Source organism: Isoptericola variabilis, assembly GCF_050311655.1.
In the GTDB taxonomy this organism is placed as follows: Bacteria; Actinomycetota; Actinomycetes; order Actinomycetales; family Cellulomonadaceae; genus Isoptericola; species Isoptericola variabilis.
In genome coordinates, this window is record NZ_JBNOZM010000009.1 from 71061 (window position 1) to 84044 (window position 12984).

Here is a 12984-nt window from a genome sequence, read left to right on the forward strand (position 1 = left end):
GGCGCGTCAGGCGGTCGCCCGCGGCGCTCCGTCGAGGTGCAGCTCGACCACCGGCACGACGCGCAGCCAGTCCTCCTCGCCCTGTTCGCGGGCGAGCGGCTCGGCCCACTCGGCGAGGACGGGCCGGAGCTTCGACCACGGGCCGGGGTGCGCGTCGGTATACGCGCGCAGGATCGCGGCGCCGTCGTCCGGGTCCAGCGCGACCGCCCGGGACCGGACGTCGCGCCGCGTCCCGATCGACACCAGCACGCGCGGGTCGGCCTGCACGTTGCGGTACCACTGCGACCGTGGCCCGAGCCCGGCGACGACGACGGCGCGGTCCGGCGCCGGCCGCGCGACCACCTCCAGGACGACGTACCGCCGCTGCCCGCTGCTGCGCCCGCGGTGCTGCATCATGAGCAGCCGCCCGCCGGCCAGGAACCCGAGACCGGCGCGGAACAGGCCGATCGGGGCGCGGACGAACCAGCGGGTGTGCAGGGCGCGGGAGGCGAGGCTCATGCCTGCGAACGTATCGGCACCGGTCGGCGTCGTCCCGTCGGGGCGGCACTTCGCGTTCACGGCGGCAGTTCGAGCTGCCGCGGTGAGCGCGGACTGCCGCGCCGAGAGACCGGTCCGGGAACGACGAAGGCCCGGACCGAACGGTCCGGGCCTCGCGGTGGAGCGGGTGACGGGAATCGAACCCGCGCTGTCAGCTTGGGAAGCTGAAGTTCTACCATTGAACTACACCCGCGCAGCAGCACCATGACGGTGTGCGCGCCCCGATCATACCCAACCGGGGCTGATGCTCCGAACCGGTCGCCGGCACGCCGCGGACGGCGTGCCGGCGGCGGTGTCAGAGCGGGCGGATGTTCGACGCCTGCATGCCCTTGGGGCCCTGCGTGACGTCGAACTCGACCTGCTGGCCCTCGTTGAGGGAGCGGAAGCCGTCCGCGACGATGGCGCTGTAGTGCGCGAACACGTCGGCGGTGCCGTCGGAGGGGGCGATGAAGCCGAAGCCCTTCTCCTCGTTGAACCACTTCACAGTTCCGGCGGTCATGATGTCTTCTCTCGTTGATGCGACGGACCCGCGAACCGGGGTCCGGTCGTCGCACCCGGGCGGGTGCGGACGGTGTGGGCGCGGGCTCGACGAGCGCGCGCGGTGACGTGGCGGGCGGGCGCGTGCTGCGCCGTCGCCTCGGCCAGGGTGGGGACGACGGCGACGGGTCGCGAGAAGCGGTCGTGCACGTGGAAGCCGTCCGGGAGCCGGGTGATCATGCCCCCGTACTCGCCGTCGACCGTCGCGACCCACAGGTCGTCGTCGGCCCGGCGCCACACAGGGGTCGGTCGGGTGCTGCCCGTCGCCGTGTCCCCGGTCGCGGACGCGGGCGTGGGCCGTTCGATGGTGGAAGAAGTGATGCTCTCTGCTTTGCTCTCGTTCCGCGCGACACGGTGCTCGTCGGGCGGAGATCGTCATGGACGGCTTGTCGCCGTCGGCGCGCGGACCTGGCTTCGATGCGAGGTACCGAAGAGTGCCGGGGTCGGATCCCGCGGCGTGCGCAGCCTCCAGGGTACACGAGGGGCCGCCGTGCTCCGGAACCGGGACGACGGGGCGCCCGCCGGCCGACGCGACTACCGTGTCCCCGTGCTGCTCTCCGACCGCGACATCCGGGCCGAGCTCGACGCCGGGCGGGTCGTCCTCGACCCGTACGACCCGTCGATGCTCCAGCCCTCCAGCATCGACGTCCGCCTCGACCGGTACTTCCGGCTGTTCGACAACCACAAGTACCCGTTCATCGACCCGTCGCAGGAGCAGCCCGAGCTCACGCGCCTCGTGGAGGTGGCGCCGGACGAGCCGTTCGTGCTGCACCCGGGCGAGTTCGTGCTGGGCTCCACGTTCGAGGCGGTGACGCTGCCCGACGACGTCGCCGCGCGGCTGGAGGGCAAGTCGTCGCTCGGCCGGCTCGGCCTGCTCACGCACAGCACGGCCGGGTTCATCGACCCCGGCTTCTCGGGGCACGTGACGCTGGAGCTGAGCAACGTCGCGACGCTGCCGATCACGCTGTGGCCGGGCATGAAGATCGGCCAGATGTGCTTCTTCCGCCTGTCGTCCCCGGCGGAGCACCCCTACGGCTCGGACGCGTACGGCTCGCGCTACCAGGGCCAGCGCGGCCCGACGGCCAGCCGGTCGTGGCAGTCGTTCCACCGGAGCGAGGTCTGAGCGCCGCGCGCCGACCGGGGCCGGGCGCCGGGGCACCGGACGGGCCGTTCCGCGAGGGGGCGGGACGTCGCTACGCTCGGTCCCGCCGCGCCGGCTCCGGCGCGCCCCGGTCTCGGAAGGAGCTCCGCCAGATGGCCCAGAACCAGCCTGCCCTGCCCCCGCTGCCGGCGGTGTCGGCGCAGGGTCACCAGGCGCGGCACCTGCTCGGGGTGCCGTCGGACGTCGTGGTCGACGAGATCGAGGTCCTCGCGATGTCGCGGTTCGTCGGCACGCGCTGGGACGTGGTCCCCGCGGACCTGCCCGGCGCGGACGTCCCCGTGGGCCGCATGGCGAACCCGGGGGAGCCGGGGGTGCTGCGGCTGTCGCGGCACAGCGTCGTCTCCGGCCCGTACGCGCCGTCGGGCAAGGGCGTCGAGGCCGGCCTGCCCGCCGGCACCACGATGGTGTTCGACGTCGTGTGCCCGCGCGAGCGCTGGGACGACGCCACCCGGTTCGGCGGCGACCGGGACGGCATCGGACGGGCCTTCCCCGCGGCGCTGCCGAACCGCGAGGAGGAGCGCGTCGTCGCGTGGCTGGTCCAGGCGGCGCGCCGCCTGGGAGGCTCGGTGCGGCTCGACGTCGCAGGGACGTGGGACGACGCCGACGGCGGCCGTCGCGCGGCCGGGCCCGGCGTCGTCCTGACGCCCGACCCGGACCGGGCCGTGGACCTCACCGTGTACTCCGACATCTGGCTGGACCCGCAGGCCGCGCACCGCGTGCTGCAGGCCACGCACCCACGGGTGCGGCTCGCGACCGAGGGCAAGCCGTACCAGGGCCCGCCGGCCGGGATCGCCGACCGGCCCCTGTACCCGGGCGAGCCGCTCGACCCCGAGGTGCGCAAGGCGATCCACGAGCGCGCCGACGACGTCGACATCGAGGCGCTCCAGGCGCCGATGGTGCTGGACGCGTACGGCCTGTCGACCGACCTCGGCCTGGACGGCTCCGTCACCGTCGAGGTGATCGGCGACGAGACGCTGCCCCTGCTGGTGCGCGAGCTGCCGTGGGCGGCCGCGGGCGCCGTCTGCTACCACGTGCGCTGGGACCCGCCGGACCTGTACGAGGCGAACCAGGAGTTTCCGCAGGCGGCGCACGTCGTCGCCCGGCGCCGCGCCGCCGACCTCGTCGGGAAGATGGCGGTGGCGATCCACGCCGCCGTGGGCGGGGAGATCGCCGACGAGGCGGACTTCCTGCTGGCCCCCGAGGACCTCTGACCGCCTCTCCGGAAGTGCCCGAGCACGGGCTCCGGCCGGCGGCTGGCCTGGACGTTTGACACCTCTCGCGGGCGCCGCCTAGCGTTCGGACGGCGGAAAGCGTATTCCGTTCCGTTCATCACACTGGCGTGAGGAGCACCATGGCGACGACGACACCGGATTCGGCGGTCGGGCACACGGACAGGTCCGCCGGCGACGTACCGACCGACGCGCGGCGCCCCCGGCCGCTGCCGGCGCCCGTGCGGTGGGTGGCGGACTCGTGGCGGCCGATCGTGTTCGTCGTGGTGGTCCTCGCGGTGTGGTGGTTCGTCACCGCGCAGGGGCTCGTGGCGCCCTACGTCCTGCCGTCGCCGGCGGACACCTGGGCCGCCGCCACCGAGAACGTCGACTACCTGCTGCACCACACGTACGTCACGACGTACGAGACGGTCGTCGGTTTCGTGATCGCCGTCGTGGTGGGCGAGCTCGTGGCCGTGCTGATGGCGTACTCGCGCGGCACGGAGAAGACGCTCTACCCGATCATCCTCGTGGCGCAGGTGATCCCGAAGATCGCCGTGGCCCCGCTCTTCGTGGTCTGGCTCGGCTTCGGCCTGGCGCCCAAGATCACCGTCGCGGTGCTGATGGCTTTCTTCCCCGTGGTGATCTCCGGCCTCGCGGGGCTGCGCTCCGTGGACCCCGAGATCCTCCAGCTCACCTCGACCATGGGAGCCAGCCGCCTCAAGACCTTCGCCAAGGTGATGTTCCCGGCGTCGTTGCCCCAGCTGCTCTCCGGGCTGAAGGTCGCGGCGACCCTCGCCGTCACCGGGGCCGTCGTGGGCGAGTTCGTCGGCGGCAACGACGGCCTCGGCTACGTCATCCTGCAGGCGAACGGCAACATCGACACCGCGATGCTCTTCGCTGCCCTGTTCATCATGTCCGCCCTGGGCATCGTCCTGTTCGCGATCATCCAGGTCGCCGAACGCTTCCTCATCGGCTGGCACGCCTCGCGTCGCATCGACTCGGCAGCGACCACCGTCGCCGCCTGACCAAGCCACCCGCGCCGTCGGCGCGACCCCGCTGGACCCTGTGCAAAGGAGCACCCGATGTCTCTTCGACTGACCGTCCGACCGACGACCTTCGCCGCCGCGGCGGCCCTCTCCGCGGCGGCGCTGACCCTCGCCGCCTGCGCCCCGTCCACGAGCGGCGGCACCGAGGCCGAGTCGCCGGCCGCGGCCGGCGCCACGGACGTCACCCTGATGCTCAACTGGTACCCGTACGGCGAGCACGCCCCCTTCTACTACGGGCTCGAGGAGGGGATCTTCGCGGATCATGGGATCAACCTGAAGATCGAGGCCGGCCAGGGGTCCACGAAGACCGCGCAGGCGGTCGGCGCGGACCAGGTCCAGTTCGGCTGGGCCGACACTCCTGCCGTGCTCGCCAACATCGACAAGGGCGTCACGATCCGCAGCGTCGGGGTGTTCCTGCAGACGACGCCGTCGTCGGTGCAGGTCTTCTCCGACTCCGGCATCAAGGAACCCGCCGACCTTGAGGGGAAGACGATCGCCGTGTCGGCGGGTGACGCCCCGACGACCACGTTCCCCCTGTACCTCGAGGCCGCGGGCGTGCCCGAGGACGCCGTGACGCAGCAGAACCTCGATCCCGCCGGGAAGATCTCCGCGATGCTCACGGACAAGGTGGACGGCCTCATCGGGTTCGCGCATGACCAGGGCCCGACGATCGCGGCCAAGAGCGGGCGCGACATCACCTACCTGCGGTACTCCGACCTCGGGCTCAACTTCTACAGCAACGGGCTCATCGCGTCCGAGGGGACGATCGCGGACGACCCCGACCTGGTGAAGGAGATGGTGGCTGCGACCTCCGAGGCGTTCGCCGCGGCCGCCGAGGACCCGGAAGCGGCGGTCGCCTCGATGGAGGGCAAGGACCCGCAGATGCCGGAGGCCGACGTCCTCGCCGAGCAGTGGAAGCAGACCATCGAACTGCTCCACACCGACGCGACCGAGGGCCAGGCCCCCGGTGTGAACTCCCCGGACGACTGGGCCGCGACCCTGGACGTGCTGTCCGGATCGGGCCTCGTCGAGAAGGGCACCACGGCCGAGGACTACTTCGACGACTCGTTCGCGCCGGCGAACTGAACGGGGGCGACATGACCAGCACCACCGCCGACGGGCGCATCGCGAGGGCCGAGACGGGCGACACCGTCGTCGACGTCGAGGGCGTGTCGGTGACGTTCCGCAACCGCCGGGTGTCGACGCCGGCGCTCGGCGAGGTCGATCTGCGTCTGGGGCGCGGAGAGTTCGTCACCATCGCGGGGCCGTCGGGGTGCGGCAAGTCCACGCTGCTCAAGGTGGTGGCCGGCCTCACGGCCCCCACCACCGGTCAGGTGCGGCTGCGCGGCGAGCCGGTGCGCGGACCTCGCCAGGACATCGGGTTCGTGTTCCAGCGGGCGGCGCTGCTGGAGTGGCGCAACGTCCGCGCCAACATCCTGCTGCAGGCGGAGATGCGCGGCATGGACGCCGCCACTGCGCGCCGCCGATGCGACGAGCTGGTCGAGATGACCGGACTGTCCGGCTTCGAGAAGGCGATGCCGCACGAGCTCTCGGGCGGCATGCAGCAGCGGGTGTCGCTGTGCCGTGCGCTGCTCCACGAGCCGGACGTGCTGCTGATGGACGAGCCGTTCGGAGCGCTCGACGCCCTCACACGGGAGCGGATGAACGTCGAGCTGCACCGGATCTGGCGCGAGACGGGCGTCTCCGTGCTCCTCGTGACGCACTCCGTGGCGGAGGCGGTGTACCTCGCCAACCGAGTGGTCGTCATGGGGCCGCGGCCGGGCACGATCATCGAGGAGCTCCAGGTCGACCTGCCGGACGAACGCGACTACGGCGAGACGGTGCGCCAGGCCGAGTTCGGCCGGGTATCGGGACGCGTCCGCGTGCTCTTGGGCTCGCCCGGCGGGGACTGATCGCACCCCCGCCCCGCACGGGCCGTGCGGGGCGGGTGAGCGACCCAGGTCACACCGACGTGTCATCTCGTCAGCGTCGGACCATCGCTCGATGCCGGTAAAGTAAAGCCGACGCCCCGCCCTCGACCGGACGGAGTGCTGTGCTCTCAGTGCTGCTCTTCACCTTCCTGCTGGCCCTCGCGGCGCCGGCTCTGGTGGCGTGGGTGGGCAGGAGAGCCTTCTGGGTGCTGGCCCTCGGGCCCGCATCCGCCGCCGCGTACGCGCTGGCGATGACGCCCCGGGTGACGGCGGGCGACTTCCCCACGACCGAGGTCCCCTGGGTGTCCGGCCTGCACCTGTCGATCACCCTGCAGCTCGACACGCTCGCGTGGTTCATGTTGCTCGTGGTCGGCGGCGTCGGCGCCCTGGTGCTGCTCTACTGCTCCGCCTACTTCGCCCGCGACGCCGTCGGCCTCGGCCGGTTCGCCGCCGTGCTCACGGCCTTCGCCGCCGCCATGGTCGGCCTCGTCGTCGCCGACGACCTGCTGCTCCTGTTCGTGTTCTGGGAGCTCACCACCGTCTTCTCCTACCTGCTGATCGGCCACTACGCCGACCGCAAGGCGTCCCGGCGCGCCGCCATGCAGGCGATCGTCGTGACGACGGCGGGCGGCCTGGCCATGCTGGTCGGGCTCATCATCCTCGGCGTCGTGGGCGACTCCTGGCGCGTCTCGGAGCTCGTCGCGAACCCGCCGTCGGGCACCGCGGTCACCTGGGCGGCCGTGTGCCTGCTCGCGGGCGCGGCGACCAAGTCCGCGCTCATCCCGTTCCACTTCTGGCTCCCCGCGGCGATGGCGGCCCCGACGCCGGTGTCCGCGTACCTGCACGCGGCGGCCATGGTCAAAGCGGGCGTGTACCTCGTGGCGCGCTTCGCCCCGGCGTTCGCCGACCTGCCCGTCTGGCGCTGGCTGGTGCTGGTCCTGGGCGGCGGCACCCTGCTGCTGGGCGGCTACCAGGCGCTGCGCCAGCACGACCTCAAGCTCGTCCTCGCGTTCGGCACGGTCTCCCAGCTCGGCCTGATCGTGCTGCTCCTGGGGCTCGGCAGCCAGGAGCTGGCGCTCGCCGGCCTCGCGATGCTCGGCGCGCACGCCATGTTCAAGGCCGCGCTGTTCCTCGTCGTCGGCGCGATCGACGTCGCCACGGGCACCCGCGACCTGCGCAAGCTGTCCGGGCTGTGGCGCACGATGCCGTTCACCGCCGTCGCGGGCGTGCTCGCGACCGCCTCGATGATCGGCTTCCCGCCGTTCGCCGGGTACGTCGCCAAGGAGGCCGCGCTCGAGGGCCTGTGGCACGACGTCACCCACGGCGCCGGGGCGGTCGAGTGGATCGCGCTCCTCGCCGTCGTCGTCGGCTCGGCGCTCACGGTGGCGTACGGCCTGCGGTTCGCCTGGGGCGCGTTCGGCACCAAGCGGCGCCCGGGCATGGCCGCGGCGGCTGCCGCGGGCGACACCCCGGCGCGCGACGCCGCGGCGGACGTCGCCCCCGCGACGCCGGTGCGCCGCCAGCCGTGGCTGCTCGTCACCCCGCCGCTCGTGCTCGCCGTGCTCGGCCTGGCCGTGGCGCTCGTCCCCGCGACGGGCGAGCGGCTCCTCGCCCCGTACGCGGACCGCTACCCGACGGGCGAGCCGGGCCACCTGACCCTGTGGGGCGGCTTCACGCCGGTCCTCGCCATCACCGTGCTGGTGCTGCTCGCCGGCTTCGTCCTCTTCTGGCAGCGTGCCCGCGTGGAGAAGGCGCAGGACCTCCTGTGGTCCCCGCGCTCCGCGGAGGTCACGTACCGCCGCACCATGCGCCGCCTGGACGACCTCGCCGCCGACGTCACCGCCCTCACCCAGCGCGGCTCCCTACCGGTCTACCTCGGCGTGATCCTCGTCGTCCTCGCCGTCGCGCCCGGCATGGTCCTCGCGTCCGGCCTGGTCAGCGGCCACCCGCAGGTGGAGCTGGTGCTGTGGGACCGCCCCGCCGACGCCGCGGTCGTCGCCGTCGTCGTCGTCGCCTGCGTCCTCGCCGCACGCGCCCGCCGGCGCCTCAAGGCCGTCCTGCTCGTGGGCGTGGCCGGGTACGCGAACGCGACGCTGTTCATGCTGCACGGCGCCCCCGACCTCGCCCTCACCCAGGTGCTGTGCGAGACGATCACACTGGTCGTCATGGTGCTGGTGCTGCGGCGCATGCCGCCGTACTTCACCGACCGCCCGCTCGCCGCAAGCCGCTGGCTCCGGCTCGCCGTGGGCGTGGTGACCGGCGTCGTCATGATGGCGTTCACCGTCGCCGCGCCGCTGGTGCGCGTCGCCGACCCGATCAGCACCCTCTTCCCCGACGAGGCCTACACGTGGGGCGGCGGCAAGAACATCGTCAACGTGACGCTGGTCGACATCCGCGCCTGGGACACCGTCGGCGAGATCTCCGTGCTCCTCGTCGCGGCGACGGGCGTCGCGTCGCTCATCTTCCTGCGGCAGCGCAGCGGCGAGGTGCTGCGCCTGTCCCGCGTGGACGAGGTCAGCCGGTCCGACCCGCACACGCGCCGCGTGTGGCTCGCCGCGGGCAGCACGCTGGAGCCGGAGCGCCGGTCGGTGCTGTTCGAGGTCGTCACCCGCGTGATCTTCCACGCCATGATCGTGTTCGCCCTGTTCCTGCTGTTCAGCGGGCACAACGCGCCCGGCGGCGGCTTCGCGGCCGGCCTCGTGGTGGGCATCGCGTTCGCCGTGCGGTACCTCGCGGGCGGGCGATACGAGCTCGGCGAGGCCGCGCCGATCAACCCCGGCGTGCTGCTCGGCACCGGCCTGTTCCTCTCCGCCGGCGTGGGTCTCGCGACCCTCGTCGCCGGGCAGGAGGTGCTGCAGAGCACGATCGTGGACCTGCACTTCCCGGTGCTCGGCGAGGTGCACCTCGTGACCTCGCTGTTCTTCGACATCGGCGTGATGCTCGTCGTCGTCGGCCTCGTGCTCGACCTGCTGCGCACCCTCGGCGCCGAGATCGACCGCCAGGACCCGCGGCCCGCGCGCGAGCGCGAGGAGGTGTCCGCGTGATCGTCCTCGAGAACACCCCGCCCGCCATCCTCGTGCTGGCCATCGGCGTGCTGTTCGGCACCGGCGTGTACCTGCTGCTGGAGCGCCCGCTGACCCGCGTGCTGCTCGGCTTCGTCCTCATCGGCAACGGCGTCAACCTCATGCTGCTGGTCATGGGCGGCCGGTCCGGCGCCTCGCCGATCATCGGCAACGCCCCCGACGGCGTGCGGATGAGCGACCCGCTCGCGCAGGCGATGGTGCTCACCTCGATCGTCATCACGCTCGCGCTCACCGCGTTCGTGCTGGCCATGGCCTACCGGTCGTGGCAGCTGCACGGCCACGACGAGGTCGCGGACGACGTCGAGGACCGCCGCGTCGCCCGGCACGCGGCGCTCAACGCCCCCGCCTTCGAGGACGCGGACGACACCGAGCCCGACCAGACGCTCGACGAGGAGGCCGCCGACGTGTACGACGACGTCGACGACAGCGACGCCGACGGACACCGTGCCGACGGACACCGTGCCGACGGACACAAGGAGCTCCCCTGATGCCCTGGGACTCCGCCACGCTGGTGCCGCTGCCCGTCATGCTGCCGCTGTTCGCGGCCGGGCTGACGCTCGCCCTGCACCGGTACGCCCGCGTGCAGCGCATCATCAGCGTCACCGCGCTCGCCGCCGCGCTCGCGGCGTCGGTGGGGCTGCTGGTCGCGGCGGACGGCGGGCCGATCGTCGTCGAGGTCGGCAGCTGGGCCGTGCCCGTCGGCATCGACCTCGTGGCCGACCGCATCTCCGCGGTGATGCTCACGGTCTCGTTCGTGATGCTGCTGTGCGTGCTCCTGTACTCCCTGGGGCAGGGCGTGCCCGAGGGGGAGGACGACCCGGGCACCACGCGCGGCGACATGATCCCGGTCGCGATCTTCCACCCGACGTTCCTCATCCTGGCCGCCGGCGTGGCGAACGCGTTCCTCACGGGCGACCTGTTCAACCTCTATGTCGGGTTCGAGATCCTGCTCGCGTCGTCCGCGGTGCTGCTCACCCTGGGTGGCACGGCCGAGCGCATCCGCGCCGGGTCGGTGTACATCATCGTCACGCTGATCTCGTCGACGCTGTTCCTCAGCGCCATCGCGCTCATCTACGGCGCGACCGGCACCGTGAACATGGCGCAGCTCGCGGAGCGGCTGCCGGAGATCGACCCGACCGTGCGCACGGCGCTGCAGCTCCTGCTGCTGCTCGCGTTCGGCATCAAGGCCGCCATCTTCCCGCTGTCCGCGTGGCTGCCCGACTCCTACCCGACGGCGCCCGCCCCCGTCACCGCGGTGTTCGCGGGCCTGCTCACCAAGGTGGGCGTGTACTCCATCCTGCGCACGCAGACCCTGCTGTTCCCGGACAACCCCACCGTGGACCAGGTGCTCATGGTGCTGGCGCTGCTCACCATGGTCATCGGGATCCTGGGCGCCGTGGCGCAGAACGACGTCAAACGTCTGCTGTCGTTCACCCTGGTCAGCCACATCGGCTACATGATCTTCGGCATCGCGCTCGCCACCGAGGCGGGCACGGCCGCGGCGATCTACTACGTGGTGCACCACATCTCCGTCCAGACGGCGCTGTTCCTCGTGGTGGGCCTGGTCGAGTGGCGCGGCGGGTCGACGTCGCTCGACCGGCTGGGTGGCCTCGCCAAGCTCGCCCCCGGGCTCGCGGTGCTGTTCTTCGTGCCGGCGCTCAACCTGGCGGGCATCCCGCCGCTCTCCGGGTTCCTCGGCAAGGTCGGGCTGCTCACCGAGGGGGCCACCGTCGGGACCGGGCTGGCGTGGGTGCTCGTCGTCGGGTCGGTCGTGACGTCCCTGCTCACCCTGTACGCGGTGGTCAAGGCGTGGAACAAGGCCTTCTGGCAGGCGCCGTCGGAGGAGATCGAGTCCGACGTGCCGCTGCCGCGCGGCATGGTGTGGCCCACCGGCGCGCTCGTCGCGTTCGGCCTGCTGCTCACCGTCGCCGCCGGCCCGCTGTACGGGTACGCCGAGCGCGCCGCCACCGCGTCGATGGACGGCCACACCTACGTGGACGCCGTCTTCCCGGACGGGGCGGACCGCGGGCGCGGCGAGTCGGTCGTGGTGGGCGACGACGCCAATGCCGACGCGGACCAGGGGGGTGGGCACGGATGAGCCCGCAGTCGCGCCGACCGGCCTACCTGCTCCGCCGGCTGGGCTCGCAGTGGCACGCGCTCGTGCTGCTCACCGCCGTGTGGGTGCTGCTGTGGGGCGACCTGTCGTGGGCCAACGTCATCGCGGGCGCGGTGATCGCCGTCGCGGTGGTCACGATGTTCCCGCTGCCGAACGTCGACATGCACGGCACCGTGCGGCCGTGGCGGGCCGTCGTGCTCGTGGCGCGGTTCGTCTCCGACCTGTTCGTCGCGTCCTTCGAGGTGGCGTGGAAGGCCGTCCGGCCGGGCCCGACGCCGCACGGGGCCATCGTCGCCGTCCGGCTGCGCAACCCCGAGGACGCGTACCTCACCATCACCGCCGTGATGTCGTCGCTGGTGCCCGGGTCGCTGGTCGTCGAGGCGCGGCGCAGCACCGGCGTCGTCTACCTGCACGTGCTCGACATCGACGCCTCGGGCGGCCCGGAGGCCGTGCGTCGCGACACGCTGGCGCTCGAGGAGCGGGTGCTGCGCGCGTTCGCGAGCGACGCCGTGCTGGCCCGCTGCGGGCTGGCACCCGGCGACGCCGCTGCGGCCCTCGACGCCGCGTCGACGCCGCCGTCCGGGCGGGGGAAGGGGGGCGCATGATGCTCGCCGCCGTGATCGCGGCCGCCGTGCTCGTGGCCGTCGCCGCGCTGCTCGCGCTCGTGCGGGTGGAGCGCGGGCCGTCGATGCTCGACCGGGCCGTCGCGCTGGACACCCTGACCGTCACGCTCGTGTGCGCCATCGCGATCGAGGCGATCTGGTCGCGGCGCACGGAGACCATCCCGATCCTCGTCGCCCTGTCGATGGTGGGCTTCGTCGGCTCGGTGACGATGGCCCGCTTCGCCGCGAAGGAGCCGGAGGACGAGGGACGCGTGCGCACGCCCGAGGAGGTCGCGGCGCAGGCGCGCGCCGCCGACGTGCCGCGGGGCGAGCAGCGGAACGGGGTGCGTGCCATCGATGCCGAGGACGACGCCGAGAGCGCGGGGGGTGCGCCGCGATGACCCACGTGGACCCGGGACTGTGGACGACGGTCGCCGACGTCGTCGCCGCGGTGTGCCTGCTCGCCGGCGCGTTCCTCACCCTCGGCGCGGGGCTGGGCCTCGTGCGCTTCCCGTCGCTGCTGGCCCGCATGCACACCGTCACCAAGCCGCAGGTGCTCGGCCTCATCCTGCTGCTGACGGCGCTCGCGCTGCGGGTGCGCAGCTGGTCGGCCGTCGCGATGCTCGTGCTGGTCGTCGCGTTCCAGCTCGTCACGTCGCCCGTCGCCGCGCACATGGTGGGCCGGGCCGGGTTCCGCACCGGCAAGGTCGACCCCGAGGACCTGCGCCCCAACGAGTTCGGCGAGCCCGACTGACCCAC

At 72.9% G+C, this 12984-nt stretch carries 13 protein-coding genes and 1 tRNA gene; 11 read left to right on the plus strand and 3 right to left on the minus strand.

Annotation, left to right across the window (positions count from 1 at the left end; translation table 11 throughout):
- Positions 1-6: 6 nt before the first annotated feature.
- The 3 genes from ACQP60_RS18165 to ACQP60_RS18175 all read right to left on the minus strand — a co-directional run bounded on the left by ACQP60_RS18165 (position 7) and on the right by ACQP60_RS18175 (position 1036).
- On the minus strand, positions 7-498 hold the full coding sequence (locus ACQP60_RS18165) for a nitroreductase family deazaflavin-dependent oxidoreductase (protein ID WP_429735485.1): 492 nt from the start codon (positions 496-498) through the stop codon (positions 7-9).
- A 158-nt stretch (positions 499-656) separates the two neighbouring features.
- Positions 657-730: transfer RNA gene (locus ACQP60_RS18170), tRNA-Gly, on the minus strand.
- 102 nt (positions 731-832) lie between these two features.
- Complete coding sequence (locus ACQP60_RS18175) at positions 833-1036, minus strand: cold-shock protein (protein WP_429735487.1); 204 nt, start codon at positions 1034-1036, stop codon at positions 833-835.
- A gap of 585 nt (positions 1037-1621) precedes the next feature.
- Here ACQP60_RS18175 and dcd point away from each other — a divergent pair.
- The 11 genes from dcd to mnhG all read left to right on the plus strand — a co-directional run bounded on the left by dcd (position 1622) and on the right by mnhG (position 12979).
- Complete coding sequence (gene dcd / locus ACQP60_RS18180; protein ID WP_429735489.1) at positions 1622-2197, plus strand: dCTP deaminase; 576 nt, start codon at positions 1622-1624, stop codon at positions 2195-2197.
- A gap of 131 nt (positions 2198-2328) precedes the next feature.
- Positions 2329-3447: a hypothetical protein gene (locus tag ACQP60_RS18185; RefSeq protein WP_429735491.1), complete on the plus strand. Its 1119-nt coding sequence runs from the start codon at positions 2329-2331 to the stop codon at positions 3445-3447.
- Positions 3448-3587: 140 nt separating this feature from the next.
- Entirely contained in the window at positions 3588-4472 is an 885-nt protein-coding gene (locus tag ACQP60_RS18190; RefSeq protein ID WP_429735493.1) for an ABC transporter permease, read from the plus strand.
- A gap of 57 nt (positions 4473-4529) precedes the next feature.
- Positions 4530-5579 carry an ABC transporter substrate-binding protein gene (locus ACQP60_RS18195; RefSeq protein ID WP_429735495.1) on the plus strand — a complete coding sequence of 350 codons (1050 nt, stop codon included), beginning with the start codon at positions 4530-4532 and terminating at the stop codon, positions 5577-5579.
- An 11-nt stretch (positions 5580-5590) separates the two neighbouring features.
- Positions 5591-6406, plus strand: a complete 816-nt coding sequence (locus ACQP60_RS18200) for an ABC transporter ATP-binding protein (protein ID WP_429735497.1) — start codon at positions 5591-5593, stop codon at positions 6404-6406.
- Positions 6407-6546: 140 nt separating this feature from the next.
- Complete coding sequence (locus tag ACQP60_RS18205) at positions 6547-9468, plus strand: Na+/H+ antiporter subunit A (protein ID WP_429735500.1); 2922 nt, start codon at positions 6547-6549, stop codon at positions 9466-9468.
- On the plus strand, positions 9465-9995 hold the full coding sequence (locus ACQP60_RS18210) for a Na(+)/H(+) antiporter subunit C (protein ID WP_429735502.1): 531 nt from the start codon (positions 9465-9467) through the stop codon (positions 9993-9995). Before ACQP60_RS18205 ends, ACQP60_RS18210 begins: the two co-directional genes overlap by 4 nt.
- The gene (locus tag ACQP60_RS18215) at positions 9995-11605 is read left to right on the plus strand and encodes a Na+/H+ antiporter subunit D (RefSeq protein WP_429735504.1); all 1611 of its coding nucleotides are present in this window, start codon (positions 9995-9997) and stop codon (positions 11603-11605) included. The genes ACQP60_RS18210 and ACQP60_RS18215 overlap by 1 nt, the downstream gene beginning before the upstream one ends.
- Entirely contained in the window at positions 11602-12228 is a 627-nt protein-coding gene (locus ACQP60_RS18220) for a Na+/H+ antiporter subunit E (RefSeq protein WP_429735506.1), read from the plus strand. The genes ACQP60_RS18215 and ACQP60_RS18220 overlap by 4 nt, the downstream gene beginning before the upstream one ends.
- Complete coding sequence (locus tag ACQP60_RS18225; protein ID WP_429735508.1) at positions 12225-12626, plus strand: MrpF/PhaF family protein; 402 nt, start codon at positions 12225-12227, stop codon at positions 12624-12626. The genes ACQP60_RS18220 and ACQP60_RS18225 overlap by 4 nt, the downstream gene beginning before the upstream one ends.
- Positions 12623-12979 (plus strand): monovalent cation/H(+) antiporter subunit G, encoded by a 357-nt coding sequence (gene mnhG, locus ACQP60_RS18230; RefSeq protein ID WP_429735510.1) that lies wholly within the window; start codon positions 12623-12625, stop codon positions 12977-12979. The genes ACQP60_RS18225 and mnhG overlap by 4 nt, the downstream gene beginning before the upstream one ends.
- Positions 12980-12984: the final 5 nt, after the last annotated feature.

Bases quoted from the DNA above. Each gene is read 5' to 3' on its own strand.
- ACQP60_RS18195 (WP_429735495.1), top strand. From the start codon at position 4,530: ATGTCTCTTCGACTGACCGTCCGACCGACGACCTTCGCCGCCGCGGCG.
- ACQP60_RS18185 (WP_429735491.1), top strand. From the start codon at position 2,329: ATGGCCCAGAACCAGCCTGCCCTGCCCCCGCTGCCGGCGGTGTCGGCG.
- ACQP60_RS18190 (WP_429735493.1), top strand. From the start codon at position 3,588: ATGGCGACGACGACACCGGATTCGGCGGTCGGGCACACGGACAGGTCC.
- ACQP60_RS18220 (WP_429735506.1), top strand. From the start codon at position 11,602: ATGAGCCCGCAGTCGCGCCGACCGGCCTACCTGCTCCGCCGGCTGGGC.
- ACQP60_RS18200 (WP_429735497.1), top strand. From the start codon at position 5,591: ATGACCAGCACCACCGCCGACGGGCGCATCGCGAGGGCCGAGACGGGC.
- mnhG (WP_429735510.1), top strand. From the start codon at position 12,623: ATGACCCACGTGGACCCGGGACTGTGGACGACGGTCGCCGACGTCGTC.
- ACQP60_RS18165 (WP_429735485.1), bottom strand. From the start codon at position 498: ATGAGCCTCGCCTCCCGCGCCCTGCACACCCGCTGGTTCGTCCGCGCC.
- ACQP60_RS18175 (WP_429735487.1), bottom strand. From the start codon at position 1,036: ATGACCGCCGGAACTGTGAAGTGGTTCAACGAGGAGAAGGGCTTCGGC.
- ACQP60_RS18215 (WP_429735504.1), top strand. From the start codon at position 9,995: ATGCCCTGGGACTCCGCCACGCTGGTGCCGCTGCCCGTCATGCTGCCG.
- ACQP60_RS18225 (WP_429735508.1), top strand. From the start codon at position 12,225: ATGATGCTCGCCGCCGTGATCGCGGCCGCCGTGCTCGTGGCCGTCGCC.